Genomic DNA, 26805 nt, shown 5'->3' with positions numbered 1-26805 from the left:
GCGCACGCGCCCGGCACGCACCGCGCGACACGCGGCGCGCGCGCCACGTACAATCCGTCGACTGTCACGCGGGAAATGGAAACAGAATGTCCGAACAGAATCGCGATCTCGTGCTCGTGACCGGCGCATCCGGCTTCGTCGGCTCGTCGGTGGCGCGCATCGCGCAACAAAAGGGGTTCAAGGTGCGCGTGCTGGTGCGTGCCACCAGTCCGCGCAAGAACGTCGAGGCGCTGGACGCGGAAATCGTCGTGGGCGATATGCGCGACGAAGCGTCGATGCGCGTCGCGTTGCGCGGCGTGCGTTACCTGCTGCACGTCGCCGCCGACTATCGCCTGTGGGCGCCGGACCCAAGCGAAATCGAGCGCGCGAATCTGGAAGGCACCGAAGCGACCATGCGCGCGGCATTGCACGAAGGCGTGGAGCGCATCGTCTATACGAGCAGCGTGGCGACGCTGAAAGTCACCAGCTCGGGCCAGTCCGCGGACGAGACCTCGCCGCTCAAGGCTGATCAGGCCATCGGCGTGTACAAGCGCAGCAAGGTGCTGGCCGAGCGCGCGGTGGAGCGCATGATCGCCGAGGACGGGCTGCCGGCGGTGATCGTCAATCCGTCCACGCCGATCGGTCCGCGCGACGTGAAGCCCACGCCGACCGGGCGCATCATCGTCGAGGCGGCGCTCGGCAAGATTCCGGCGTTCGTCGATACGGGGCTGAACCTCGTGCACGTGGACGACGTGGCGGCCGGCCATTTTCTCGCGCTCGAACGCGGCAAGATCGGCGAGCGCTACGTGCTCGGCGGCGAGAATCTGCCGCTTCAGCAAATGCTCGCCGACATTGCGGCGCTGACCGGCCGCAAGGCGCCCACGCTGAGCTTGCCGCGCTGGCCGCTCTATCCGCTCGCGATGGGCGCGGAAGCGGTCGCGAGATTCACGAAGCGCGAACCGTTCGTCACCGTCGACGGCCTGAAGATGTCGAAGAACAAGATGTACTTCACATCGGCGAAGGCGGAACGCGAACTCGGCTATCGCGCGCGGCCCTATCGTGAAGGCTTGAGCGATGCGCTCGAATGGTTCCGGCAAGCCGGCTTCCTGAAGCCCTGACAAACGCGCTGACGCGTGCATGAACGATCACGCCCGCGCCGCACGACCCGGCGCGGGCGTCAGCATTTTGTTACAACGTCAACGTGGTTGCGACAGGTAAAAGCCTACGCGCAGCAGGTAAAATCGCGGGTCTTACCAGAGAAACCTCGCATGAACCTTCACGAACAGCTCGGCGCACTGGAAACGGGCGTCGATCAGCTCATTCAGGCTGTCGTGGCCCCGCAGGCCGAAAACATCCCCGAGACACCCGCACCTGCCGCCGTGGAGCAAGCGCCGGCGTCCGTGGAGGAGTCCGCCGCGCAGCTTCAGCCCACGCTCGAAATCAATCGCCCCGCGCAGAACGAGATCACCATGACGATCGGCGGCCAGACAGTCGCGTTGCGTGCTGATCAGATCGGCAAGCTGATCGAGGAATTGTCGAACGCGCGCGCGTCGATGACGCCCGAGCCGCCGCCTGGCATCCCGCCGGGTTGGCGCTTCGTGTCGACCAGGAATCCGGTCATGGCGGTGCAAAAACAGTCGAATGGCGACCGTTTGCTGGTCATGCGCCACACCGGCCACGGCTGGGTGCCGTTCACGTTCTCGCCCGACATGGTGATCCAGCTTTACATGATGCTCACCAAGGGTTGAGATGAAAAAGCGGCGCTCCCGGGCGCCGCTTTTCGTTCAAGCCGTTCTTCGCAACACGCGGCGCGACGCCTCAACGCTCCTGCACCGGCGCCTGCACGCGCGCCTTCCATTGCCCGCCCTTGCCACGCCAGTAGCGCACCGCCGACGCGAACGTCGCGCCGACATAAAACAATGCCACCAGCGGCAGAAACGGCGCCCACAACGGCGAGCGGCGATAGTAGCCGAGCATCGGCGCGTAGGCGCAGCACATGGCCGCCCACGCCAGCCACGCGGGCCAGCCCACCGGACCGAGCACGAGCGCGGCCACGGGCGGCATCAGGTAAATGATCGTCATGCCGGCCAGCGTGCCCGCCAGCAGCAGCGGCGAGTAATGCAACTGCGTGAAGGCGGTGCGCGCGATCATGTTCCAGATGTCACGCCAGCTATCGTACGGACGCAGCGACACGCTGCGCGCCGCCACGTCCAGACGAATCGGATGACGCCCCGTGCCGCGATGCTTGATCCGCGCGGCGAGACTGCAGTCGTCGATCAGCTCGGCACGGATCGACTCGATGCCGCCCGCTTCCTCCAGCGCGCCGCGGCGCACCAGCATGCAGCCGCCCGCCGCCGCCGCCGTGCGATTGCGCGGGTTGTTGACCCATGCGAACGGATACAGCTTGGCGAAGAAAAACACGAACGCCGGAATCAGCGCCTTTTCCCAGAACGAATCGCAGCGCAGACGCACCATCAGCGAGACGAGGTCGCGCTGCTCCGCATCCGCGCGAGCCACGAGTTGCGCGAGCGCATCCGCCGGATGGCCGATGTCGGCGTCGGTCAGCAGCAGAAAATCGGCGGGCACGCCGAGCGTGCGCACCGCCTCGATGCCTTGCGACTGCGCCCACACCTTGCCGGACCAGCCAGGCGGCAGCGGTTTCGCGGCGAGCACCGTCAAGCGGTCGGGGCATTGCAGTTGCAGCGCGGCGGCACGGGCCGCGTCGGCGGTGCCGTCGGTGCTGTGGTCGTCGACGACGATCACGTGGAAATCGCCCGCATAGTCCTGCTGAAGCAGCGTGCTGACCGCCTGGGCGATCACGTCGACTTCATTGCGGGCGGGCACCACGGCGGCGACCGCCGGCCAGGTTTCGCGCGGCGCGAGCGCGAGCGGCGCGGCGGGACGCGCGCGCCAGAAACCGCCGCGCGCGAACAGCAGCACACACCAGATCAACAGCGAAAGACACGAAAGAAGAAACAGAACCGCCGCCATTAAGCATTACCCTCGATTGAACGCGCTTGCCCGCCGACGCGCCGCGACAGGCGCATCACCACCGTGCGTACCGCGACGACGCACCAGTCGAACGTGTTGAGTTCGGGGCGCGCGCGAAATACGTCGTAGCCCGCCCCCTCGATGCGCTCCAGAAAACGCAGACCGCCGTGGACGGCGCCGCACAGCTCGATACCCAGCCGCCCCGGAATGCGCAACGCGAGCGGCGCGCCGCGCACCAGCATCTCGCGCGCGAACGCGACTTCGTGCGCCATGAGTTCGCGCCACGCGTCGTCGACGACGCCGTTGGCGATGTGCGCCTCGGTCACGTTAAAGCGCTGCAGGTCGGCGAGCGGCAGATACAGGCGGTCCTGTTTCCAGTCGGCCGCGACGTCGAGCCAGAAGCTGATCAACTGCGACGCCGTGCAGATCGCGTCGGCGTCGGCGAGATTCTCCGGCGTGGCGGCGTCCATCAGATGCAGCAGCAGATGCCCGATCGGGTTCGCCGAATGCCGGCAATAATCGAGCAATGCGGCGCGGTCGGCGTAACGGTTGGCGTCGATGTCCTGCCCGCACGCAAGCAGCAGGTCGTACAACGGCGCAAGCGGCAGCCTGTATTGCGCCACCACGCCGGCCAGCTTGCCGAACAGCAGCGGATGCACGCGAGCGGCGCGGCGCGCCGCCACCGCGTCGAGACCGGCGCGGAAGTCGGCAAGGCGCGCGTGCCGCTCGGCCGCGCTCCAGTCGCCTTCGTCCACGATGTCGGCGGCGGTGCGCACCACCTGATAGAGAATGCCGGCGGGCGCGCGCAGCGCCTTCGGCAGCAACACGCTCGGGACCGGAAAGTTTTCGTATTGATCGACGTCCATCCAGCGAGCCTCGATTCCAGTCTGTAATGCGGCCGCGAAACCGCGCCGCAGGACCACGTAGTTTAAGGGTTCCGATAATCCGGTGCAGCGTGTAATCATTGCCGCGCATTGCCGCGCATTGCCGCGCATTGCCGCGCGCGCAGCCAATATGCCGCCTGGCGGCAACCGCTCCACTGCGGCGTGCGCCCAACGCCTGGCGGGCCTGGCAAAGCAAAGCCGGCCTGATAGCGTTAGAATGCGCGTTTGGTTTTGCTACCCGGCGGCATGGCGCCGGCGTTCAAGACGTCAACTAATTAGATGATCGCGGCGATAAAGTCAGATTTACCGGCTTCTTCGAATCCCGCGTCAGTCGGAGTTCGCCAACTTATGCGAGTCATCCTTGCTCAACCCCGGGGCTTTTGTGCGGGCGTTGTTCGTGCAATCGAGATTGTCGATCGCGCACTACAGCAACACGGCGCGCCCGTGTATGTGCGCCACGAGATCGTCCACAATCGGCACGTGGTCGACAATCTGCGCCAGAAGGGCGCGCGCTTCGTCGAGGAGCTCGATGAAGTGCCGCAAGGCGCCGTGGCGATCTTCAGCGCTCACGGTGTCGCGCAAACCGTCGAACGCGACGCCGAGGCACGCGGCCTCGACGTGCTCGACGCGACCTGCCCGCTCGTCACCAAGGTGCACGTGCAAGGGCGCCAGTATGTGGGCGCGGGGCGCACGCTGATTCTGATCGGCCACGCCGGGCATCCCGAAGTGGAAGGCACGATCGGCCAGATCCCGGGCAAGGTGCTGCTGGTGCAGAGCGAAGCCGAAGTCGCGCATCTCGACCTGCCGCTCGACACGCCGCTCGCTTATGTGACGCAAACCACGCTGTCGGTGGACGACACCCGCGGCATCATCGACGCCCTGCTGCGCCGTTTTACCGACATCGTCGGTCCCGATACGCGCGACATCTGCTATGCCACGCAAAATCGCCAGGCGGCGGTGCGCGAGTTGAGCAAGCAGGTCGACGTGCTGCTCGTGGTGGGCGCAACCAATAGTTCGAACTCGAACCGGCTGCGCGAGATCGGCAGCGAAAGCGGCGTGGCGAGTTATCTCGTCGCCGACGGTTCGGAAGTGAAGCCGGAATGGTTTGCCAACGTGCAGACCGTCGGCATCACGGCGGGCGCTTCGGCGCCGGAAGAGATGGTGAAGAACGTGATCGATGCGCTGAGCGCATTGGGGCCTGTCGATGTCACGACGATGGCGGGCCGTGAAGAAAAAGTCGAATTCAAGTTGCCATCGAAGCTGATGCAACCACTCGCTGCACGCGAAGTTTAAGGAGGACGTCTTGTCTATTCCGCTGCTACAGAAAGTTCGGGTCGGCGCATACATCATGCGTCAGCATCTCTCAGGCAACAAACGCTACCCGCTCGCATTGATGCTGGAACCGCTGTTCCGCTGCAATCTCGCCTGCAATGGCTGCGGCAAGATCGACTATCCGGATCCCATCCTGAATCAGCGTCTCTCGCTGGAAGAGTGCCTGGGCGCAGTCGACGAATGCGGCGCGCCGGTGGTGTCGATCGCAGGCGGCGAGCCGTTGCTGCACAAGGAAATGCCGCAGATCGTGAAGGGCATCATCGCGCGCAAGAAGTTCGTGTACCTGTGCACGAATGCGCTGCTGATGGAAAAGAAAATGGACGACTACGAGCCGAATCCGTACTTCGTCTGGTCGGTTCACCTGGACGGCGACCAGCAGATGCACGATCACTCGGTCTCGCAAGACGGCGTCTATGAGAAGGCGGTCGCGGCGATCAAGGAAGCCAAGCGCCGCGGTTTCCGCGTGAACATCAACTGCACGCTGTTCAACGACGCCGTGCCGGAGCGCGTGGCCGCGTTCTTCGACACGGTCGGTCCGATGGGCGTGGACGGCATCACCGTTTCGCCGGGCTATGCGTATGAACGCGCGCCGGATCAGCAGCACTTCCTGAACCGCGACAAGACCAAGCATTTGTTCCGCGAGATTTTCAAGCGCGGCAACAACGGCAAGAACTGGTCGTTCAGCCAGTCGGCCATGTTCCTCGACTTCCTGGCCGGCAACCAGACCTACGAATGCACGCCGTGGGGCAACCCGGCGCGTACCGTGTTCGGCTGGCAAAAGCCGTGCTATCTGGTCGGCGAAGGCTATGTGAAGACCTTCAAGGAATTGATGGAAACCACGGAGTGGGAAAAGTACGGCACCGGCAACTACGAGAAGTGCGCTGACTGCATGGTGCACTGCGGCTTCGAGGCAACGGCCGTGATGGACACGGTGGCGCATCCGCTGAAGGCACTCAAGGTCAGCTTGCGCGGTCCGAAAACGGAAGGCGCGTTCACCAAGGACATTCCGCTGGACAAGCAACGCCCCGCCGATTACGTGTTTTCCCGCCACGTCGAGATCAAGCTGGAAGAGATTCAGCGCAGCGGCAAGGGCAAGAAGGTGCAGACGGCTACTGCGCACTGAGAGGGTTGGTTCAGGGGCGGTGTCGCGCCGCCCCGTATAGGGGTTAAAGGGTTATAAAAAAAGCGCGGTGGCAATCAAAGCCACCGCGCTTTTTTATCTGCAGCCAAGGAAGAGGGCCTAACCTGCGCCGCGCGCATTGTGCGCGGTCAGAAACTTGATCAGCCCGTCGACCCCGCCCTTCGAAAGCTGATCGGCGAACTGCGTTTGATAGACCTGAATCAGCCAGGCGCCCATCATGTTGATGTCGTAAATCTTCCAGCCGGAGGGACCCTTGGTCAGCCGGTAGTCGATGGCGTCGTCGCCGCCGCGACTGAGTACATGCGACTGCACCACGACGTCCCTGGCGCCGGCCGGAACATTGGCCGGCAAGAACTTGAACTTCACATCCTGATCGCGCAGTTGCGAAAGCGAGGAAGCGTAAGTGCGCACGAGCAGCAGCGTGAATTGCTCATATAACTGCTTTTGCTGCTCGGGCGTCGCGGTGCTCCAGGCCTTTCCGACAGCAATGCGCGTGGTGCGCTGAAAATCCGTTGCCGGCACGAACCGCGTTTCGACCAGTTGCGTGATCTTCGCCATGTCGCCGCCGCGCGCCTGCGGATCGGCCTTCATGGCGCTCACCGTGCCCTCGACGGCACTCTTCACCAACGCATCGGGCGCGCTTTGCGCATAGGCCGCCGTGGACACCACGGCCGCAGCCAGAAAAGCAGACAGATAACGTTTCATACGCTCGCCAGAACTGGAAGAAGTCAGCGCCGCGAAGTTCGCAAGTCCGCGGCGAAAACAGGATAGACCAGTATACCGATATTGCGTTCCCGCTCGGCATGGCCGGACCGGGAGCCGCGTTTGCTACCTCGATTTGTTACGCCGGGTTGCCGACGAACCTGAGTCAGATCGCTTCGGCTCTGTATACTTGTGCTCTTTCGTCAAGAACAACACCCGCGATAAGGCCCGTCTCGCCTACATGCTGAAGTCATCCATCGTCCGTCTCGTCGCCTATTCGGTGCGTCATCCGCTATGGATCATCGCCCTGTCGCTCGTGCTCGCCGTTTTGAGCGGCATCTACGTCGCTCATCACTTCAAGATCAACACGGACATCAGCCGTCTCATCGAGACGGACCCGCAATGGTCGGCGCTCGAACATGCCATGAGCGAGGCCTTCCCGGATCGCGGCGAAACCGTGCTGGTGGTGGTCGAAGCGCGCGCTCCCGAATTCGCCGACGCCGCCGCTGGCGCGCTCACCGCCGCGCTCAAAGCCGATCCGAAGGAGTTCGTGGCGGTTTCGCAGCCGGCGGGCGGTCCGTTCTTCGAACACAACGGCCTGCTGTTTCCGTCAACCGAAGAAGTCCTGTCGACCACTTCGCAACTCGTTCAGTCGCGCCCGCTCGTCAACGCTCTTGCGCACGATCCGAGCCTGACCGGCCTCGCCGGCACGCTCACCACGAGCCTGTTGCTGCCGCTTCAACTCGGCCAGGTGAAGCTCGCCGACATGAGCCATCTGCTGGCGCAAAGCGCCACCACGCTCGATCGCGTACTGGCCGGCCAGCCGGCCGCCTTCTCGTGGCGCGCGCTGGTCGACAAGAGCGCCGCCACCAATCCGGCGCGCGCTTTCGTCGTCGTGCAGCCGGTTGTGAATTACGACGCGTTGGAGCCGGGCGCGAGCGCGTCGAAGGCGATCCGCGACACCGCCGCCTCGCTGCACCTCGACTCACGCTATGGCGCCACGGTCCGCCTGACCGGCGAACAGCCGCTCGCCGACGAAGAATTCGCCTCGGTCAAGGACGGCGCGGTGCTCAACGGCATCGGCACGTTTATTGTCGTTCTCATCATCTTGTGGCTCGCGCTGCGCTCGGGCCGCATGATCGCGGCCGTGTTCATCACGCTGTTCGTCGGGCTCGCGATCACCGCGGCGCTCGGCCTGATGCTGGTGGGCGCGCTCAACATGATCTCGGTCGCGTTCATGGTGCTGTTCGTCGGACTCGGGGTCGATTTCGGCGTGCAGTTCGGGGTCAAGTATCGTGAGGAGCGCAATCGCGACGACCGTCTTTCGGCGGCCCTCATGCATACGTCGCACAGCATCGGCGTGCCGCTCACGCTCGCGGCGGTCGCCGTCGCGTTGAGCTTCTTCTCGTTCCTGCCGACGGCTTATCGCGGCGTGTCGGAGTTGGGCGAGATCGCGGGCGTCGGCATGTTCGTCGCGTACTTCACCAACATGACGTTGCTGCCCGCGCTGCTGAAAGTCTTCAGTCCACCGGGCGAACCCGCTTCGCCGGGCTTCAAGCAACTTGCTCCCGTCGACGATTTCCTCGATCAAAACCGCAAGCCAGTGTTGATCGGCACGCTGATCGTCGTGCTCGGCGCGACGCCCTTGCTCGCGCACTTGCGTTTCGACTTCAACCCGCTGCATCTGAAAGACCCGCATACGGAGTCCATGGCGACGCTGATCTCGCTGAAGGATTCGCCGGAAGCCGCCGTCAACAACGTGCATGCGCTCGCCGCCTCGCAAGCCGACGCCGACCGCATGGCCGCGCATTTGCGCACGCTGCCGGAAGTGGGCCGCGTCACCACGCTCGACACGTTCATTCCCACCGAGCAGCAGCAAAAGCTGATGCTGGTCGCGAGCGCCGCGCAGCAACTGTTGCCCGCGTTGCAGCAGACCCCCGCGCCGCAAGCCACGGACGCGCTGCGCGTCGCGGCGTTAAAGCGCGCGTCGAATCAGCTCGCGCTCGCCGCCGACGACCATCCCGGCCCCGGCGCCGCCGAGGCCAAGCATCTGTCGGCGACGCTGCAAAAGCTGGCCGCCGCCGACGCCGCCGTGCGCGAGCGCGCCGAAACCGCGATGTCCGAGCCGCTGCGCATCGCGCTGAAGCAGTTGGAGAATCTGTTGCAGCCGACTCAGATCACTCGCGAGAATCTGCCCAAGGAAATCTCGGCGGGCTGGGTCTCGAAAGATGGCCGCGCGCTGGTCGACATCGCGCCGAAGGTCCAGGCCGGCACCGATCCGAACGACGACGCGATGCTCGCCCGCTTCGCCCATGCGGTGAAGAAGGCGGAGCCCGGCGCGATCGGCGGGCCGATTTCGATCCTGCATTCGGCGGACACGATCATCAAGGCGTTCCTGCAGGCGGCGGGCTGGGCGCTGCTGTCGATCGCGATCCTGCTGTGGATCGCGCTGCGGCGCTTCGGCGACATGCTGCGCACGCTGGTGCCGCTGCTGGTGTCGGCGCTCGTCACGCTGGAACTGTGCGTGGTGTTCGGCATGCCGCTGAACTTCGCGAATATCATCGCGTTGCCGCTCATGCTGGGGGTCGGCGTCGCATTCAAGATCTACTTCGTGATGGCGTGGCGCAACGGCCAAACCGGCCTCTTGCAATCGAGCCTCACGCACGCGGTGCTGTTCAGCGCGGCGACCACCGCGACCGCATTCGGCAGCCTCTGGCTGTCGCATCATCCGGGAACCTCGAGCATGGGACGCCTGCTGGCGCTCTCGTTGTTTTGCACACTGATCGGCGCGGTGGTGTTCCAACCCGTGCTGATGGGCAAGCCGCGCGCCCGTCGCGCGAAGCACAAAGGAATATCAGAATGAAGCTGCGTACCACCGTGCTGGCGCTCGCCGCCACCGGTCTGATCTCGGGCTGCGCGACCGGCCCCGACCGCAAGCCGGGCGACCCGTTCGAACCGGTGAACCGGGCCGTGTTCAACTTCAACGACGGGGTGGACCGCTACATCGCCGTGCCGGTTGCAAAGGGCTATCAGAAGGTCACGCCGCAGCCGCTGCGCACCGCCGTGAGCAACTTCTTCTCGAACCTGGGCGACCTGAGCAACGCCGCCAACGCCCTGTTGCAATTGAAGATCACCGACGCGACCGAAGACCTCGTCCGCTTCGCGTTCAATTCCACTTTCGGCCTGGGCGGTCTGCTCGATTGGGCGACGCCGGCCGGCCTGCCGAAACACCATCAGGACTTCGGGCTGACGCTCGGCCACTGGGGCATTCCGTCGGGCCCGTATCTCGTACTGCCGCTGTTCGGCCCGAGCACGGTGCGCGACAGCATGGGTCTCGTGGTCGATGTGAAATTCAATCCGTTGAACTACATCGAGCCGGCGGAGCGCAATCCGCTGTACGTGCTGCAATTCGTGAGCGTGCGCTCCGACCTGCTGGGCGCGACCGATCTGCTGCAACAGGCCGCGCTGGACAAATACTCGTTCGTGCGCGATGCGTACACGCAGCAGCGCCGGGCGCGTCTGCGCGGCACGGGCGACAACGCCGCGCCGCTGCCGGACTACGAGGACCAGGGCGATTCCGGCACGCCGGCGATCCCGGCCAAGGGCGCGGCCGCCGGTGCGCCCGCCGGCCTGCCGAACTACGCCGACCCGGGCGATACGGCAGAAGCCCCGAACGCAGCCTCGGGAAGCGCCACAGGCGCTCCGGCGGGGGTGCCTAACTACACCGATCCCGACGACGCGCCTGCGCCCGCCAGCGGCGCAGCGGGCGTAACGCCGGCGACGCCGGCCGCGGCACCCGCGGGCGCGTCAGGAGAGGTTGCGCCGGCACCTCAGGTTGCGCCGGTCGGTGAGAAACAGCCGGCCGCCACGCCTGCGGCGCAGTAACGATTCGGTCGCGGCGTGCAATGCGCCGCCGTGGTGCGCTTCACATGAGCGCACCACGGAGACAGGACAAGACCTAGGAAGAATTGCGGCCTACGCATGCGGCGCGGCGTAGCAAAGAAAACGCGCTCGATCAGCTCGACGTAGCGGTGGCTCGGCTCCGGCTCGCAGCCGCTTCAGCCTGCTGTCGGCAGCAACGCGCCAGCCACGGCCATCGCGCGCCGGGCCTGCACCAGCGAAGTCCGCGCGGCCCGCGCATCGGCGGCGACCTGGATCAGCGCTCCGATCTGCGACGGTTGGCGCATCAATTCCCGCAGAATCGGCGCGAGCGCGGTGCTGCCGTCGTCCCGCAGACCGGCCGTGGCGGCCGACGGCAGCGTGCGCCACGCCGGATCGACGATGGCCCGGCACACGGCGAACGGCACGCCATGCGCGGCGGCCGTCGCGCCGGCAATGTGCGATTCCATATCCACCGCCAACGCGCCGCTCGAACGATGCAGCACCCGCTTGTCGTCCGCGCTCACCAACGGTGCGGTGACAGCGGCCACGAGGCCGCGCCGTAGACGCGCCGCCAGCGGTCCGCTGGCGAATGCGGCGGCGAGTCTGTCAGCCCACGGACGATCGGTCGGCAGACGTCCAAACGGTCCCTCGACGGCCTCGGCGACGATCAGCGCGCCCGGCTCCAGATCCGGCGCCAAACCGCCCGCCGTGCCGAAACTGACGATCCCCGAACAGCCGCGCGCGACCGCCGCGCTCAACGCGCGCTCGAGCAGATCGGCGCGCGCCGCATAGACCACCTCCACGCCCTGGCCGCGCGCGATGCGCGCCTCGAACGCCATCCCCGTCACGAAGATCACCGGCAAGCTGCCGCCGCCCGCCTCGGCTGACGGCGATGTCGAAAACGGCATCCGTCAGATCCCGACCGCGACGCGCGTGAGCCCGTTGCGCTTCAGATGACGGAAGCGCGCCAGCGCCCACAGCGGGAAGAACTTGCGATACCCGTGATAGCGCAGATAGAACACGCGCGGGAAACCCGTGGCGGTGAAACGTGTTTCGTCCCACAGGCCGTGCTCGCGCTGTTCGCGCCGCAGATAGGCGACGCCGCGCGCCACCGCTTCGTGATTGACCTCGCCCGCGGCCATCAGGCCCATCAGCGCCCACGCGGTTTGCGATGCCGTGCTCGGCGCGCGCTCGTAGCCGCGGTAGTCGAGCTTGTAACTCTCGCCGCCCTCGCCCCAGCCGCCGTCTTCGTTCTGGATCGACAGCAGCCACTGCACCGCGCGCTTGATGCGCGGGTCGTCGTGCGGCATGCCGGCGGCGTTCAGCGAACAGAGCGCCGTCCACGTGCCGTAGATGTAGTTCAGGCCCCAGCGGCCGTACCAGCTGCCGTCCGATTCCTGCTCTTTCAGCATGTAGGCGAATGCGCGCTGCGCCGGCTCGCTGCCCTGCGGCAGTTCGCCGAGTTGCGCGAGCATCGACAGACAGCGGCCCGATACGTCGGCGGTCGGCGGATCGAGCAACGCGCCGTGATCGGAGAACGGAATGTTGTTCAGGTAGTACTGGGTGTTTTCCGGCTCGAACGCGCCCCAGCCGCCATCGCTGCTTTGCATGCCGACCACCCATTCGCGCGCGCGCGCAATGGCTTCGCGGTCGACGTCGGATTGCGTGAGCGCCGCCGAGCGATGCATCGCCATCGCCACCACCGCCGTATCGTCGACGTCCGGGTAATACGCGTTGTTGTACTGGAACGCCCAGCCGCCAGGCCGCACGTTCGGGCGGCGCGAGATCCAGTCGCCGCGCACGTCGAGAATCTGGAGCGGACGCAGCCACGCGAGCCCGCGCTCGGCCGCCTGTTCGGCACGCGCCTCGCCGGTTTCGAGCAGCGCGTGCGCGGCGAGCGACGTGTCCCATACCGGCGACAGACAAGGCTGGCAATACGCCTCGTCATCCTTGACGACGAGCAGTTTTTCGATCGACTGGCGGGCAATCGCGCGGTTCGGATGATCGGCCGGATAGCCGAGCGCGTCGTACATCATCACCGAGTTGGCCATTGCCGGGAAAATCGCGCCGAGGCCGTCCTCGCCGTTCAGCCGTTCATCGACGAAAGCGACCGCCGCGCGCACCGCGCGTTCGCGCTGCGGATGCGGGAACAGGCCGTCGACCGCGCGCAGCAGCACGTCCACGCCACGGAAAAAGCGGAACCAGCCGACATGCTGATGCGGCGCGCGCGCCGGCATGCCGGTGTTGACCGGCGCGCCGCGGAACAATTCGTCGATGCGCACGCGGCGCGGATTGCGCGCGAGGGGCCGCTTCGCGTTCAGCACCAGCAACGGCACGATCACGGTTCGCGCCCAGTACGACACCTTCGACAGATGGAACGGAAACCACATGGGCAACAGCATGATTTCGACTGGCATCATCGGCACCGCGCGCCACGACACCACGCCGAACAGCGCGAGCAGAATCCGCGTGAACACGTTCGCCTGTTCCGCGCCGCCGTGCGCGAGAATCGCCTCGCGCGCGCGGACCATGTGCTCGGCGTCGACGGGGTCGCCGATCATCTTCAGCGCGAAGTACCCCTTCACGCTCGCGCTGATGTCGAGCGCGCCGTCGGTGAAAAGCGGCCAGCCGCCGTCGGGCAACTGGATGCGGCGCAGATAGCGCGCGATCTTCTGCTCCAGTTCCACGTTCGGCGTTTCGCCGAGATAGTGGACGAGCAGCACGTATTCGGCGGGAATCGTCGCGTCGGCTTCGAGTTCGTAGACCCAGTGGCCGTCGGGTTTCTGCGCGGCGAGAATCGCATCGGTGGCGCGCGCGATCGTGGCGTCGAGGGCGGCGTCGAGCGAGACATCGGGCGCTGCATGCTCTACAGCCGCTTGCGGCGCGGCGGCGGGCGCATCGAGCGCCGGCTCGGTGGCGAATTCTGGTGGGACGGCGCCCAACTGCTGGGCTTGGGATAAGTCGTTCATCGGCGTTCCATCGGTTGATTCAGCAGCGTGTCCGCGGCCTTCTGGCCGGAGCGGATCGCGCCTTCGATCGTCGCGGGCAGGCCGGTGGCCGTCCAGTCGCCCGCGAGCATCAAATTGTTCCAGCGAGTACGCGTGCCGGGACGCAGCATTTCCTGATCCGGCAGCGCGGCGAATGTCGCGTGTTTTTCCAGCGTGACTTGCCACGGCGGCATCGGCTCGGCCGGCAGGTTGGCGGCTTGCGCCACTTCGGCCCAGACGGTTTGCGCCAGCGTTTCGTGCGGCGTGTCGAGCAGGCGGTCAGCGGCGTAGACGGTCGCCGATACGCGGCCGTCGAACGCAAACAGCCAGTCGGCCGTGGCGTTCAGCAGCGCCGTGACCGGCGGCAAGCCGAATGGCGGCTCGACGGCGAAGTGCACGCTGAGCGTCGCCGCGAAGCGGTTCGGCGTGCGCACGTTGGGCACGAGCGTCTGCGCGGTCTGCGGCGGCACCGCGAGAATCACGGCGTGATTCGCTTCGATCGCGATGGTCTCGTCCGCGAAATTCAGCGCGTGCACGCGGCGGTTATCGGCGGCAAACGCCATCTCTTGCAGACGCGAGCCGAGCCGGATCGCCGCGCCGCCGTGTTGCAGCAGCCGCAGTGCCGGATCGACGAACGCACTGCCGAGTCCGTTGCGCGCCATCAGAGGCCGGCACGCGAGGCCGCCGGCAAGCAGCGTTTCGCGAACCATCGCGCTCGTGAGTTCGGCCGACGCCTCGCGTGGCTCGACGTTCAGCATCGCGAGAAATAGCGGCCGCAGCAGACGGTCCCACAACGGGCCATTGCAGCGCATGGTCTGCACGAGACGGCGTCCGGGCTTGGCGAACAGCAGCGGTATCAGCGACAGGTACTCGCCCGGCCCGGTATTGGGCACGCGCGCATGCGGATCGAAAACCCACCAGGGCAGGCGTCCCGGCGACATCCGCACGGTCCAGCGCGCCCGCGTCGCGAGATCCACGAACGGAAAGTCGGGCTGCACCGGGCCGACGAGTTCATCAGCGGCGCCGATCGCGCGCGCGTAGTTGAGCGTGGCGGCGTTGCCCGACAGCACCATGTGATTGCCGCTGTCGAGGGTCGCGCCCAGCTTGGCGTCGTAGTACGAACGGCAGCGACCGCCCGCCTGGCCGGCGGCCTCGTGCAGCACGACTTGCGCGCCGCGCCGCTGCAATTGCACCGCGGCGGCGAGGCCGGCGAGGCCCGCGCCGACCACATGTACGAGCTTTTGCATCAGGTCAGAAGAACGCGTAACGCGCGACGATCCACAGCATGCGCAGCTTCGGCTTGCTGACCTTCGTGCGCGGAATGTCGAAGCCGCGATCGAGCGTGCGATCGAGCAGTACGCGATAGACGCCCGACATGATGCGCGGCGCGCGCACCTGAGCGCGCGGCTCGCGGTTCATGATGGCGTCGGAGGCGGCGAAGTGTTCCTTGGCGCGCTCGGCGAGCGTCGCGCAGACGCGCGGCAGCGACGGGTCGTCGGCGATTTGCGCCGGGCTCTCGATGGCGATGCCTTCGCGCGCCAGCAACTCACGCGGCAGATAGCAGCGGTTGATGCCGGCGTCTTCGTCGATATCACGCAGGATGTTGGTGAGTTGCAGCGCGCGGCCGAGATGGTGCGCGAGCAGGCGGCCCGGCTCGTCCTGCATCCCGAATATCCTCACCGATAGACGGCCCGCCGCGCTTGCCACGCGGTCGCAGTAGAGGTCGAGCGTGGCTTCGTTGGGCGCGCAGAGGTCGGCGGCGGCGTCCATCGCCATGCCGTCGATCATCGCGTGGAAATCCTCGCGTTGCAGATGGAACGTGTGAATGTGCCGCGTCAGCGCGCGCAACGAAGCGCGCGGCGCGCCGGCGTAGCACGCGTCGATGTCGGCGCGCCAGCGCTCGAGCGCGGCGGCGCGTTCGGCGCGCGGCAGATCGCTGTCGGCGATGTCGTCGACGGCGCGGCAGAAAGCGTAGACCTGATACATCGCGTCGCGCTGCGCGGCCGGCAGGATGCGCATTGCGATATAGAACGAGCTGCCGGAGGTGGCGGCAGCGGCGTCGATTTCTGTATCGTCCACGACAAGATTGGAAACAGCCAAGACGATCTCCGCTGGAGGCGCCCGCTGAAAGGCGTTCAAGAAGTTTTAATGCCTACCCGCAGGGCACGCGGCCCGCGCGCGCGGACACGCGCGAAACACCCGGCAGGGACGCCGGAAACGGCGAAAAGTATAGCAACGTTTCTGAGATGCCGCAGAATCGCGGGGTCAATACAGGGCTGGAAGCCGAGCACGACCGAAAGGCCGTCCGGCCGTAGCGCGATACTACCCTTGTGCAGGGTGTCGGCTTACGGCACCCGCCACGCACGCAAACGCCGCGCCGTCAGACGAACGCCACCGAGCGGTTGCGCCCTTGCCGCTTCGCGCTGTAAAGCGCGGCGTCGGCTTCGTTGATGAGCACGTCGTAGGCCGGCGCGCCCACGCGCGCCGCCGCCACGCCGACGCTCGCCGTCACCGGCACGCTCGTGCCCTGCACTTCGACCGGCGTATCGGCGATCGTGCAGCGGATCTTTTCGGCGACCCGCATGGCGTCGTCGAGCGGCGTACAGGGCAACAGCAACGCGAACTCCTCGCCGCCGAAACGCCCGAACGTGTCCTGGGCCCGCACCACCCCGGCGACCCGCTGCGCCATGACACGCAGCACCGTATCGCCGACGCCGTGGCCGAACTGGTCGTTGATCTTCTTGAAGTGATCGAGATCGAACAGCAGCACCGACATGTCGCCGCCGTAGCGCTGCCAGCGCGTGTATTCGTCGCGCAGGCGCGCTTCGAAGAAACGCCGGTTGGCGATGCCCGTGAGACCGTCGCGGTCCGCGTATTCCTGAAGCTTGGCGACCGCCTCCTCGCGTTCGCGCTGCACGATGCTCACGTGCGTGACGTCGGAGATGGTCACGCACACGGCCACCACTTCGCGATCACGCATGAGCGGCATGAAGGTGCAGTCCTGCTGCATGAAATCGACGCCGCCCGTGATCGGCCGGTCGTGATCGAACTTGAACAGATACGGGCGCTGCTCCCACGAACTGAACGCGAAGCTGCCGAGCTGGAACACGCTTTCGATCTTGCGCGCGAGCCACACGCGCGGCAGTTCGGGAAAGTGCGTGAAGAGCGACTTGCCGACCATCTGCTCCGCGGGCAAGCCACTGTGGTCCTGCATGAAGCGGTTCCACATGAGCACGTTCATCTCGCGATCGAGCACGAAGATGCCGAAGCCGACACGTTCAACCACGAGATCGCTGAGCGAATCCACGGACACAGTCATAGGCTGGACAACAGCGCGTCGAGCGCTCCGTTCATATGGCGAATCGATTCTTCGGCCATCAACATCACGAGGTGCGCGCGAAAACTCTGGTCCTCGAGCGCGAAGTTCACTTCGACGAGCAATGCCACTTCCCATTGCAGCACGCCCGGCTGAAACACTTCCTCGAGCGTCATGGCCTCGCCGAGCAGGCCGGGCGCCGAGAACACCGGCGTGCGGCCGAGCTGGTCGAGAATGCTGGACACACACGCGCCCGTCAGCACGTTGGCGACGTCGAACACGAGCTCCTGCTGGCTCACCGCCTCGTAGGCCGAACGCGAGTACGGATCGCTGACGAGCGAACACAATTGCTCGATGCTGTCGCTGCGGCAGATCACCAGCGCCTCGCCCTTGATGTCCGAGCGAAAGCCCTGGCGCACCGCGCTCACCGTGTCCTGAATGCCGGTCATCTCGCGCAGCGTTTGCGCCGCTTCGCTGACGCCGACCACCCGCACGCGCGGCACCGACAATTCGATGAACGCATCGAGCAGCCGCGCGAGACGCGTCGCGGCCTGGCCCATCGCCAGATTGGCGACCTCTTGCAGCGCGTCGCGCTGATCTTCAGTGAGGGCTCGCTCAGACATACAACCCGTACTCCTTGAGGATCGGAAGTACCGCCGCGGGCGTCACCGGCTTGGCGATGAACGCGGCGGCGCCGAGCGCGCGCACGCGCGATTGGGCCATCGGCTGAACATCGGCGGACACGACGATGACGAATGTGTTGAGATCCTCATGCTGCAACGCTTCGAGCACCTGGTAGCCGTTCATGTCCGGCATCGTCAGGTCGAGGAACATCACCGACGCCTTGCCTTCGCGATAGAGGCGCAGCGCTTCGCGTCCGTTCGACGCGTACGACACGTCGACATCCCAGTCCGGCGGCAATGCCTTGGTGAGCACTTTGCGGGCAAGCAGCGAATCATCGGCGATCACGATAGGCAAAGGCATGGGCGGTGGGAGTGCGGTATTAGCTCTTGCGTGTTATCGGCGGATGGGGCGTTTTCTTTAGCGCGTGATGTGCCGGTCGGCGGCAAGATGCGCCGCGGCTTGCGGGAATGCACGTTGCGGGCGAGCGGGGCGCGCGTGCGGCGGGATGCGCATGGCGGAACCGTCGGGCATGCAGGGATGCGTGCGCGCACGGTGGACGACGGCGATGACCGGCATGTTCGAAGCCTACCCCGTAGAGGAATCCCGCGCGGCTCGATGGATCGGGATGGTCTCTTGCCGCGCGCGTGTTTCCGCGAACGCCTTCCCTCACGCGTTGTACGCATGGTGCGGCGGCCCTCGCGGCAGATGCGTCCGAACATGGCGGGCGCATTTTTTATCGTGGCGTCGATTTTCGAAGCAAATCAGCGGAAAGGCAACACGACAATTCGATGTTCGCTAATCGTTTTTTCCTGCTTCAAGCGAATTTTGAACATATTTTATTAGCATCGGATGCCAATTTTTTATATTTATACTTTTGTGTACGTTTGCGCTTCCCGATTCGTCACTGTTTAAAAAAACAGACAAATAGCTGCGGACCGAATGCATGCTGGGTCATCGCGGTAACTTCTACCGCCGTTGCGCGTCTATGCTTCTCGTATCATGCCGACTCACCGCCTCCTCGCGCCGAACGCATTTAGCACGATCGAAAAATGACACCTGACCGGTTCGACCCGTCTCAAGCGAGCCGCCTTTCCGCTAACCGGCAGGACGAGGCGTTGTTCCCCGCCGTGCCGGAACAGAACTTCCAGGTGCGGCGCCTCACCCTGATCGCGCTTCTGATCGCCGCGATCGTGTTGCCGTGCGTGTATGTCGCGGCCATGGCGTTCAGCGACTTCCGCGCGCGCGAGGCCGACGCCACCGACATGGCGCTGCGCACGGTGCGGGTGGCGGAAGAACATGCGCTGAAGGTGTTCGACATGAACGAAACGCTCGACTCGCGCATCGTCGATCTCGCACAGGATCTGGACGACGACGGCATCAGCGCGCGCGAGGCCGACATTCACGAGAAGCTGCGCGTGATGGGCGGCGGCTATCCGCAGGTGGCCGCGGTGTCGATCTTCGGGCGCGATGGCCGCTTGCTCGCGAGCAGCCGTTTCTATCCCGTGCCGACGCTCTCGGTGGCCGGGCGCGAGGATTTCACCGGCATTCGCGACGGGCGCGACCTCGAACACGTGTCGAAGGTCATGACGGGGCACGTCGCCGGTGAACAGGTGTTCAACATGGGCGTCGAGCGGCGCGGCGCCGACGGCGCGTTCGCGGGCATGGTCTCGGTGGCGCTGCGGCCCAGCTATTTCAGCGCGTTTTACCGCGAACTGCTCGGCGGCAGCGACGGCATGGCCATGACGATGACCCTCGTGCGCATGGACGGCGCGATCCTCGCTCACTATCCGCGCAGCCCGCGCGAGCCGAGCGCCATGCCGGCGCAATCGCCGCTCGCCGAAGCGTTCGCGCAAGGGCGGCGGGCCGGCGTCGTGCGCACGCATTCCGACATCGACGGCGAGAAATTGATCGTCGCTTACCGGCACGTCGGTTCGTATCCGGTGTACGTGCTGTGCGGCTATCGCGCGTCGGCGATCTGGGCGGCGTGGTACCGGCATCTCAGCGTGCTGCTGCTGTCGCTGTTCACGCCGTCGATCGCGCTGTGGTGCGTGATCTGGCTGTCGCTGCGGCGCCTCGGGGCCGAAGAGGAAGCGTGGGAGCGCTGGCAGGCCGAAGCGTCGATGCGCCGCTCGATCGAATCCGCGTATCGGCAATCGCGCAAGATGGAGGCGCTCGGCACGCTGGTCGGCAGCGTCGCGCACGATTTCAACAATCTGCTGATGATCGTCTCGGCCAACCTGCAGATCGCGCGGCGGCGCGGCGCGCCCGGCCTCGATCGTGAACTGTCGGCGATGGAGCGGGCGCTCAAGAGCGGTCAGTCGCTGACCCGGCAATTGCTCGGTGTCGCGCGCAAGCAGCCGTTGCGCAATGAGACGCTGGCGCTCGAACGCTGGCTGCCGGCCTGCCGCGAATTGCTGCGCGCGTCGCTCGGCGCGAAGATTTCGCTGGTGATCGACGTCGCCGCCGGCATCTGGCCGATGCGCGTCGACGTGGCGGAGCTCGAACTGGCGCTGATCAACATCGCCGTGAATGCGCGCGACGCCATGCCCAACGGCGGGCGCTTCACCGTGCGGGCCACCAACATCCATTTCCGTCACGAAGACGGCTTTCCGCTGACCGGCGACTTCGTGCAACTCTCGCTCGAGGACACCGGCGCCGGCATGGCGCCCGACGTGCTCGCGCGCGCCTTCGAGCCGCTCTTCACGACCAAGGCGAAAGGCATGGGTACGGGCCTCGGGCTGCCGCAGGTTTTTGCGTTCTGCGAGCGCTCGGGCGGACTTGCCGCGATCGACAGCGCGGTCGGCGCGGGCACCTCGGTGCGTCTCTATCTGCCGCGCGCGACGGCCGCGCCGGAAGCCGAGGGACCGGCCGAAGCGCGCGCCGAGGACAGCGGCGCGCCGCATGGCTTGCGCATTCTGCTCGTCGAGGATAACGAGGAGGTGGCCGCGGGCACCGAAGCCCTGCTGCAGATGATGGGCCACCAGGTCACCTGCGTCTTCAACGCCGATACGGCGCTGCGTCTGTTCGACGACGCGCATGCGAAGCAGGCTCGCACCGGCGAGCCGCTGCCGTTCGATCTCGTGCTGTCGGACATCCACATGCCGGGCAAGATGAACGGCATCGATCTGGCGGAAGCCGTTCTCGCGTTCGATACGCGGCTACCGGTCATTCTGATGACCGGCTACGCGGAAGAACTCGACCGCGCGCGTCATGTGAACGTGCGGGTGCTGTCGAAGCCGTTCGATATCGCGTTGCTGGACCAGCTTTTGCAAGCGATCCAGCGCGACCTCGCGCAACCGGACACCGATCCGGCGGCGCATCCGGCGCCATAGAACCGGCTCGAGCCGGCGCTAGCGCCATTTACCGGGCGTTGTAAAAGCGCGGAAGCGGCATGGCGTGCCCGTTTGCCCGACATGTTGATCGGCGGGCTCACAGCGGGCGCGCGGCCGCATCGGCAGATGCCGGCACGATCGTTGCAAGGCAGAGGAAATAGAAGGGCGGCGCGTTCCGCCGCTCGCCTCAATATGTCGGGAGACAGCCATGCGACACGCCGTGATTGGTTTATTCGACACCTATTCTCAAGCGGAAGCCGCCCGCGACACGCTCGTGCAAACCGGCTTCGCACGCGACACCATCGAATTGCAGGCGAACGAGGGGCCGTCCGTCGGATCGGCCACCGGCGAAGTCGCGGGCTCGGGCGTGCTCGCCAACATCGAACGCTTTCTGTCCAGCCTGTTCTCAAGCGGTTCGCGTGAGGCAGAGAAGTCGCGTTACGCCGAAGCCATTCGGCGCGGCGCAGTGCTGGTCTGCGTGAACGCGGCGAGCGAATCGCACGCGGAACTCGCCCGCAACACGTTCAGGCGGCTCGGCGCAACCGACGTCGGCGAACGCTCGCCGGATCAGGATGTGTCACCGGAGGCCGCGCGCGAGCATTCGGTGCTCGACGAACTGGGCATCGGCACCGCGGCGCGCGGCGCGCAGCGTACACCGAACGCATCGGGCACGGCCGCGCCCGGCGTGACGACGCCCGGCGAAGCGATGCCGGGAAGCACCGCGCGGTCCACATCGACGGCCGATCCGATGTACACCTCGCCCTCGCGCAGTACCGAGGCCGAACGGTTCGTGCCGCCGCCGCCCAACGAACGGCCGACGGCGGACCCGGTCAACGAGCCGATCAGGGAGCCGCTGACGGGCGACGCGGGACGCAGCGCGATCGCCGCCGGTTCCGTGCCGGGTTCGGGCGCGGTCATGCGTCCGTCGGAGGTGATCCCTAACGCTGATGAGCCCACCGCCGGTTTGGGCGGCCAGATTCCGAACGAATATCTGGAATACGAGGAAGACTTCCGCAACCACTACGACGAGCAATACGCGGCCGAAAATTCGCGCTACGAAGACTACGTGCCCGCCTATCGCTATGGCGCGGAGATCGGCAACGACATGCGTTTCCGCGACAGGCCGTGGGACGACATCGAGCCGGAGGCCCGTCGTCATTGGGAAACCACGTCGACGGAAAGCACGTGGGAGCGCTTCAAGCTCGCCGTGCGCCACGGCTGGGAACGGGTGACGGGGCATCACCACGTATAGAAGACGGTCGCGGCGGCGTGCCTGAGATGCGGCAATGCCGCCGCATCGGTCAACGGCGGGTTTGGCGCTGGCGGAATCGTCAGGCGGCGGTATGCCGCTTGACCCACGCGACGTAACGGTCGACGAAGGTCTGCAGGAACTTGCGGGTGCCGTCGTTCAGGATCTCGCCTTTTTCGTTGATGACCGCCGGGTCGTGCTTGATGAACACTTCGGGCTGACCCAACGTCGCGACGTCGAGATACGCCAGTACATTGCGCAGATGCTGTTGCGCAAGCGCCGAGCCGGTCGCGCCGACCGACGTGCCGATCACCGCGCCGGGCTTGTTGCCCCACGAATTGGTGCCCCACGGCCGCGATGCCCAGTCGATCGCGTTCTTCAGCACGCCGGGTATCGAGCGGTTGTACTCGGGCGTGACGAACAGCAGGCCGTCGGCGGCTTCCACGCGCTGCTTCAAGTGCTTGCCGGCCTCGGGGTAGTCGGCGTCGTATTCCTGGCTGTAAAGCGGCAACGAACCGATGTCGATGAATTCGAACGTGAAATCGGCCGGCGCGAGGGACACCACCGCTTGCGCCAACTGGCGGTTGAACGACTCGCGGCGCAGACTGCCGACGACGACTGCGATGTGATAGGCCATGTTCACTTCCTCAACGAAAGGCGCTTGACGCGCGAAAGGGATGAACTGTCCATCATAGGCAAAGCCGCGCCGGATGACGTCGCCAAGGGCAAAAAACGCGCGTTGTTGACGGCGCGGGAAGGTGTCCTGCAAGACCACCGGTGGATAACCCCGCTGCCGATAAAGTTATCCACAGATTTACTGAATAACCTTGTGGATAACTCGTACTTTTGCCTTGTCAATCAAGCGTGCTTTCGGGGTTGGACGATTCGAGGCAAATGGCTCGATCGGCGGCGGATGGGCGCGCGGCAAGAACGGCGCTTGCTGGATGGTTGCGGTAAGCCACTCAATGGAGGAACCCACGATGACTCGGGACTACGCGGGTAAGTCGCACGATGAAGCGTTGGCGGCCCGGAAGAAGCAGAAGCAGCGGTCGCAGGAACAGCCCGGCGGCGACATGGCCGTCGACGATACGCAAGCGGATGCAACGCACAGCAGCGGCGAGCTGTCCGAACGCGGCAAGGAAGTATGGCGTCAGGGACACGGCATGGACGGCGGCGGAAAAATCTGAGCGGCGATGACTCCGCGCGAGTGTGCTGCGTGCGACACGGGATCGATGAAACCGCAAGACATGCATGCCGCGCGCGGGACGCCAGGGCAGGCGCCTGCCGCCGGGTTCAGGCGCGGGCGTTCGCGCTCACTCCGGAACCGCGATGTCGCCATCCACAAGCTGCCAGCCATAGGCTTCCGCATAGGACTGCGCCGCGCCGGCTTCGGCGAAAAAGGGCATATCCGCATGACCCTGGAACGGGTAGATCACCCGTTCGTCGCTCAAGCGGAGCACTTTGAGCGTCGGCACCGTGCCGCTCGAGGTACGGCGTGACGACGCCGTCACCTGATAGTTCGCGCGGCCTGTGAGAGCGGGAAGCGGCGCGCTCTGCGAGCGCCTGGAAACGGGACTTGCCATTGTCGCGCGCATCAAAGGCCGGCGATCGACTGGCCGGCTACCATGCCGTCGATCACCTGTTCAGCGTAGTTGGCGGAGGCAATGCGGGCGTCGCCGGCCGCGCCGAAAGGCGAACGGCTCGGCACGCGAAACACCCGGCTGCCGGTCACCGTGTCGTCGGCTCCGCGCCGGCTGATTCGCACGGCCGCATCGAAGCCCGCATCGTAATGGCGAACGCGATCGAGACCGCTCGGCTGGTGCGGATAAACCAGCGGATAAATCTCAAGGCCGCGGTAACTTCTGATCGTATTGCTCATGTGCGGATCTCCGTGAAGGCTTTCGTGAACCGTGTCGCAGTGGCGTGACGCCGGCCGGATCGCGGCGCTTCTGCAAAAACAATGTGAGCGACGGGTGCGTGTGAACAGCAGCCGCGTCAGTTGGGCCGGGCTGACGGCACTGCAAACCAGGTAGGAGGAAGGGACCTGCTCGATCCAGGGCGCCGTGGCGAGGGACGTTTGCGTCGGTGACTGCGCGAAGCGCGCAGGAGAACTGCAGGCTGTTGGCCCACTGTAACACGTTAGAGGACGAGTGTTAGGCGCATTTACGAGACAGGCGCGCGTGTTGCTTCAGCCCGCTCGCGGCGTCGTGTCTTGTGGGAGCGCTCTCTATCTCTTTGCTCTGTTCTTGCGCGGTGTCGGGCGAGTCAGCGAGGCGTCGCGGGCTGGCGCTTGCCGCGTAGGGCAGCGTCGCATTTCGCTCCACGGTGGCTTGAATGCACGAAGGGCGCCGATAGCGGCGCCCTTCTTCCAAGGCTTTCTTATCCTAGCGCTGCGCGCCGGACGAGCGTCCGGGCAGCGCGCAGCCAGCCGGATCAGTTACCGAAGAACACATTGCAGTAGGATGCCGGGCCGTTGCATTGCGCGGGAGCGGCGGCGTGAACTGCGCCGGAGGCGGCGGCGAACAGAGCAACCGAAGCGATCAGGGCGGAAAGAATGCGTTTCATGGTGCTACTCCTTGGCATTGGGTTCGCGATCTGGGCGATCGAATGAGCGAAGGATAGCGATTCAGCGTCGGCCTAAAAACCGCGAAGCCAAGAAGACATTTTTTCAAGGAATGAAATAATTGCCCGTCCGAATCGATTGGGTGCCGCTCTGGCCCGCCAATGGCCGCTTCGCTTACAGCCTGCTGACGTGTGTATGCCCCACATGCCCATTTTTCGATTTGCGCAATAATCTATTTTCGATTGTCATAACGTCCCGTCCGGCGCGACCAAGCTCATCGGTCAGCGCTTGTCGGCGGGAATATGCTCGATACCGTTTCGCTTGTGCAAGGACGTGCGGGAGAATGGCGCACGATCCCAGAGAACGCGCGAGCAAAAGCACCCCCTTATGAACCGCAACGATTCAACAAGAAATGCCCGGCCGTGGAGCATGTCATGGCGCGTGTAAATGGGCCGGCGCTCGACGATCCCGTTTATCTCACGCAATTGCGGCGCGACCTGGTTCGCTTCGCCCGACTGCAATTGCGTGATGCCGCCGCCGCCGAAGACGCCGTGCAGGAAGCGCTCGCCGCCGCATGGACGCAAGCCGACCGGTTCGCCGCGCAATCGGAGCATAAGACCTGGGTGTTCGGCATCCTGCGTCACAAGCTCGTCGACACGTTGCGAGCACGGCAACGCACGGTGAACCTGTCCGCGCTGGAGTCTGAACTCGACGGCGAGGCGCTGCTCGATCGCGAACTGTTCAAGGACAACGGCCACTGGTCGAGCGAAACCAAGCCGCGGCCCTGGCCCACGCCCGAAACCGCGCTGCGTCAGCAACAGTTCTGGACCTTGTTCGAGATGTGTCTCGAACATCTGCCGGAACACATCGGACGCGTGTTCATGATGCGCGAATTTCTCGACCTGGAGACCGAGGCGATCTGCGCGGAACTCAAGATGACCGCCAATCATTGCAGCGTGCTGATCTACCGCGCGCGGCTGCGCTTACGCACTTGTCTGAGCGAAAAGGGTTTGTCGAGGGAGGATGCGAATGGGGAAGTGTAAGAACATCACGCGCCTGTTGTCCGACGCGCTCGACCGTCCGCTAAAAACCGGCGAATGGGTGGCGATCCGGCTGCATCTGCCGACCTGCAGCGGCTGTCGCAATTACCGCAAGCAGATCCGTCTGTTGCGTGTAGCGGCGCGTTCGATGAGCGGGATTGCGACGCCGGACTCTACGGGTAGTGACGATTGAAGTGCTTGACGGCGCATCGAGCGTTGATCATCGACTGTTGAACGCAATTGGCGGCGCAAACGCAGGCTCTTTTAGCGCTCGCCGGGCGGCGTGCTCCGATAGCGCTCGAAGAAACCCGCGTGCGACGCTTCGTCGATCGAGACGGGATGTGGTTCGGTACGCGCCGGATGTTTCGCGAGTTGCTCGCGGGTACGGATCGGCCGGCGCTGGAAATTGCCACCGCAATTCGGACATACGTTGCGCAGCCTGGTGAGCGCGCACGTTTCACAGAACGTGCATTCGTACGTGCAGATCATTGCGTCGGAGGCGTTCGGCGGCAGTGACTTGCCGCATCCTTCGCACGATGGTCTTAGTTCAAGCATGATGGCTCCGCGTGACTAGGGAGTGAGGTACGGGTCGTACGCTCATGTATAAGGCTGCAGTGTAAGCGGCGCGGGTCATGCGGAATGGACAGCCAGGCGTCAATTCCTGCCACGGCGGCGGCTGGTGCTGTGCTGTCGGGTTCAGCACGGTTCGCAATCGGCGCGGCGCGGTAAGGCCAGCGGTGGGCATGATTTGTTTGTATATCGGGCGCACGAGTATTTGTCGTG

The 26805-nt window shown here is 65.3% G+C and carries 27 protein-coding genes; 11 read left to right on the top strand and 16 right to left on the bottom strand.

What is annotated here, in order from left to right; translation table 11 throughout:
• Positions 1-86 precede the first annotated feature (86 nt).
• Positions 87-1097: a hopanoid-associated sugar epimerase gene (hpnA, locus tag BUE39_RS16110; RefSeq protein ID WP_073429665.1), complete on the top strand. Its 1011-nt coding sequence runs from the start codon at positions 87-89 to the stop codon at positions 1095-1097.
• 150 nt (positions 1098-1247) lie between these two features.
• Positions 1248-1727 carry a hypothetical protein gene (locus BUE39_RS16105; RefSeq protein WP_073429664.1) on the top strand — a complete coding sequence of 160 codons (480 nt, stop codon included), beginning with the start codon at positions 1248-1250 and terminating at the stop codon, positions 1725-1727.
• A 70-nt stretch (positions 1728-1797) separates the two neighbouring features.
• On the opposite strand, the gene BUE39_RS16100 is transcribed toward BUE39_RS16105, so the two are convergent.
• Positions 1798-2970, bottom strand: a complete 1173-nt coding sequence (locus tag BUE39_RS16100) for a glycosyltransferase (RefSeq protein WP_073429663.1) — start codon at positions 2968-2970, stop codon at positions 1798-1800.
• Positions 2970-3836, bottom strand: coding sequence for a squalene synthase HpnC (gene hpnC, locus BUE39_RS16095; RefSeq protein WP_073429662.1), 867 nt, complete (start codon positions 3834-3836; stop codon positions 2970-2972). The genes BUE39_RS16100 and hpnC overlap by 1 nt, the downstream gene beginning before the upstream one ends.
• A gap of 366 nt (positions 3837-4202) precedes the next feature.
• Here hpnC and ispH point away from each other — a divergent pair, with 366 nt between their 5' ends.
• Together ispH and hpnH are read left to right on the top strand one after the other, a co-directional pair.
• Positions 4203-5147 carry a 4-hydroxy-3-methylbut-2-enyl diphosphate reductase gene (ispH, locus tag BUE39_RS16090; protein ID WP_073429661.1) on the top strand — a complete coding sequence of 315 codons (945 nt, stop codon included), beginning with the start codon at positions 4203-4205 and terminating at the stop codon, positions 5145-5147.
• 10 nt (positions 5148-5157) lie between these two features.
• Positions 5158-6309 carry an adenosyl-hopene transferase HpnH gene (hpnH, locus tag BUE39_RS16085; RefSeq protein WP_073429660.1) on the top strand — a complete coding sequence of 384 codons (1152 nt, stop codon included), beginning with the start codon at positions 5158-5160 and terminating at the stop codon, positions 6307-6309.
• A gap of 117 nt (positions 6310-6426) precedes the next feature.
• Here the strand turns inward: hpnH and BUE39_RS16080 are convergent, their stop codons facing one another.
• Complete coding sequence (locus tag BUE39_RS16080; RefSeq protein WP_073429659.1) at positions 6427-7032, bottom strand: MlaC/ttg2D family ABC transporter substrate-binding protein; 606 nt, start codon at positions 7030-7032, stop codon at positions 6427-6429.
• A gap of 238 nt (positions 7033-7270) precedes the next feature.
• Here BUE39_RS16080 and hpnN point away from each other — a divergent pair, with 238 nt between their 5' ends.
• Together hpnN and BUE39_RS16070 are read left to right on the top strand one after the other, a co-directional pair.
• On the top strand, positions 7271-9892 hold the full coding sequence (gene hpnN / locus BUE39_RS16075) for a hopanoid transporter HpnN (RefSeq protein WP_073429735.1): 2622 nt from the start codon (positions 7271-7273) through the stop codon (positions 9890-9892).
• Complete coding sequence (locus tag BUE39_RS16070; RefSeq protein WP_073429658.1) at positions 9889-10914, top strand: MlaA family lipoprotein; 1026 nt, start codon at positions 9889-9891, stop codon at positions 10912-10914. The genes hpnN and BUE39_RS16070 overlap by 4 nt, the downstream gene beginning before the upstream one ends.
• Before the next feature lie 173 nt (positions 10915-11087).
• Here the strand turns inward: BUE39_RS16070 and BUE39_RS16065 are convergent, their stop codons facing one another.
• The 8 genes from BUE39_RS16065 to BUE39_RS34870 all read right to left on the bottom strand — a co-directional run bounded on the left by BUE39_RS16065 (position 11088) and on the right by BUE39_RS34870 (position 18414).
• On the bottom strand, positions 11088-11819 hold the full coding sequence (locus tag BUE39_RS16065) for a phosphorylase (protein WP_073429657.1): 732 nt from the start codon (positions 11817-11819) through the stop codon (positions 11088-11090).
• 3 nt (positions 11820-11822) lie between these two features.
• Complete coding sequence (gene shc / locus BUE39_RS16060) at positions 11823-13880, bottom strand: squalene--hopene cyclase (RefSeq protein WP_073429656.1); 2058 nt, start codon at positions 13878-13880, stop codon at positions 11823-11825.
• The gene (gene hpnE / locus BUE39_RS16055; RefSeq protein WP_073429655.1) at positions 13877-15145 is read right to left on the bottom strand and encodes a hydroxysqualene dehydroxylase HpnE; all 1269 of its coding nucleotides are present in this window, start codon (positions 15143-15145) and stop codon (positions 13877-13879) included. The genes shc and hpnE overlap by 4 nt, the downstream gene beginning before the upstream one ends.
• 4 nt (positions 15146-15149) lie before the next feature.
• Positions 15150-15998, bottom strand: a complete 849-nt coding sequence (gene hpnD / locus BUE39_RS16050; protein WP_073429654.1) for a presqualene diphosphate synthase HpnD — start codon at positions 15996-15998, stop codon at positions 15150-15152.
• A 280-nt stretch (positions 15999-16278) separates the two neighbouring features.
• Positions 16279-17217 (bottom strand): sensor domain-containing diguanylate cyclase, encoded by a 939-nt coding sequence (locus tag BUE39_RS16045; RefSeq protein ID WP_073429653.1) that lies wholly within the window; start codon positions 17215-17217, stop codon positions 16279-16281.
• Entirely contained in the window at positions 17214-17837 is a 624-nt protein-coding gene (locus BUE39_RS16040; RefSeq protein ID WP_073429652.1) for a chemotaxis protein CheC, read from the bottom strand. The genes BUE39_RS16045 and BUE39_RS16040 overlap by 4 nt, the downstream gene beginning before the upstream one ends.
• Positions 17830-18198 carry a response regulator gene (locus BUE39_RS16035; protein WP_073429651.1) on the bottom strand — a complete coding sequence of 123 codons (369 nt, stop codon included), beginning with the start codon at positions 18196-18198 and terminating at the stop codon, positions 17830-17832. The genes BUE39_RS16040 and BUE39_RS16035 overlap by 8 nt, the downstream gene beginning before the upstream one ends.
• Positions 18199-18255: 57 nt before the next feature.
• On the bottom strand, positions 18256-18414 hold the full coding sequence (locus BUE39_RS34870) for a hypothetical protein (protein WP_159442571.1): 159 nt from the start codon (positions 18412-18414) through the stop codon (positions 18256-18258).
• A 473-nt stretch (positions 18415-18887) separates the two neighbouring features.
• Here BUE39_RS34870 and BUE39_RS16030 point away from each other — a divergent pair, with 473 nt between their 5' ends.
• Together BUE39_RS16030 and BUE39_RS16025 are read left to right on the top strand one after the other, a co-directional pair.
• Positions 18888-21170 carry a hybrid sensor histidine kinase/response regulator gene (locus BUE39_RS16030; protein ID WP_073429650.1) on the top strand — a complete coding sequence of 761 codons (2283 nt, stop codon included), beginning with the start codon at positions 18888-18890 and terminating at the stop codon, positions 21168-21170.
• A 208-nt stretch (positions 21171-21378) separates the two neighbouring features.
• Positions 21379-22422, top strand: coding sequence for a hypothetical protein (locus tag BUE39_RS16025; RefSeq protein WP_073429649.1), 1044 nt, complete (start codon positions 21379-21381; stop codon positions 22420-22422).
• Positions 22423-22501: 79 nt separating this feature from the next.
• Here BUE39_RS16025 and BUE39_RS16020 read toward each other — a convergent pair whose 3' ends face one another.
• Complete coding sequence (locus BUE39_RS16020) at positions 22502-23056, bottom strand: NADPH-dependent FMN reductase (protein ID WP_073429734.1); 555 nt, start codon at positions 23054-23056, stop codon at positions 22502-22504.
• Between the two features lie 343 nt (positions 23057-23399).
• Between BUE39_RS16020 and BUE39_RS16015 the strand changes: the two genes are divergently transcribed.
• The gene (locus BUE39_RS16015; protein ID WP_073429648.1) at positions 23400-23606 is read left to right on the top strand and encodes a hypothetical protein; all 207 of its coding nucleotides are present in this window, start codon (positions 23400-23402) and stop codon (positions 23604-23606) included.
• 126 nt (positions 23607-23732) lie between these two features.
• Here BUE39_RS16015 and BUE39_RS36010 read toward each other — a convergent pair whose 3' ends face one another.
• From BUE39_RS36010 to BUE39_RS35905, 3 genes are all read right to left on the bottom strand, one after another.
• Positions 23733-24002 (bottom strand): DUF6723 family protein, encoded by a 270-nt coding sequence (locus BUE39_RS36010; RefSeq protein ID WP_310126419.1) that lies wholly within the window; start codon positions 24000-24002, stop codon positions 23733-23735.
• A gap of 11 nt (positions 24003-24013) precedes the next feature.
• Positions 24014-24298 carry a hypothetical protein gene (locus tag BUE39_RS16005; RefSeq protein WP_073429646.1) on the bottom strand — a complete coding sequence of 95 codons (285 nt, stop codon included), beginning with the start codon at positions 24296-24298 and terminating at the stop codon, positions 24014-24016.
• A gap of 554 nt (positions 24299-24852) precedes the next feature.
• The gene (locus BUE39_RS35905) at positions 24853-24984 is read right to left on the bottom strand and encodes a hypothetical protein (protein WP_268801998.1); all 132 of its coding nucleotides are present in this window, start codon (positions 24982-24984) and stop codon (positions 24853-24855) included.
• A 432-nt stretch (positions 24985-25416) separates the two neighbouring features.
• Between BUE39_RS35905 and BUE39_RS16000 the strand changes: the two genes are divergently transcribed.
• Positions 25417-26025 carry an RNA polymerase factor sigma-70 gene (locus tag BUE39_RS16000; RefSeq protein ID WP_073429645.1) on the top strand — a complete coding sequence of 203 codons (609 nt, stop codon included), beginning with the start codon at positions 25417-25419 and terminating at the stop codon, positions 26023-26025.
• Positions 26006-26215, top strand: a complete 210-nt coding sequence (locus BUE39_RS15995; protein ID WP_176035781.1) for a zf-HC2 domain-containing protein — start codon at positions 26006-26008, stop codon at positions 26213-26215. The genes BUE39_RS16000 and BUE39_RS15995 overlap by 20 nt, the downstream gene beginning before the upstream one ends.
• A gap of 71 nt (positions 26216-26286) precedes the next feature.
• Here the strand turns inward: BUE39_RS15995 and BUE39_RS15990 are convergent, their stop codons facing one another.
• The gene (locus BUE39_RS15990) at positions 26287-26577 is read right to left on the bottom strand and encodes a DUF1272 domain-containing protein (RefSeq protein WP_073429643.1); all 291 of its coding nucleotides are present in this window, start codon (positions 26575-26577) and stop codon (positions 26287-26289) included.
• Between the last annotated feature and the right edge of the window lie 228 nt (positions 26578-26805).

It is taken from the genome of Paraburkholderia terricola (assembly GCF_900142195.1).
Classification (GTDB): Bacteria; Pseudomonadota; Gammaproteobacteria; order Burkholderiales; family Burkholderiaceae; genus Paraburkholderia; species Paraburkholderia terricola.
This window is presented reverse-complemented; position numbering and strand designations above follow the sequence as displayed.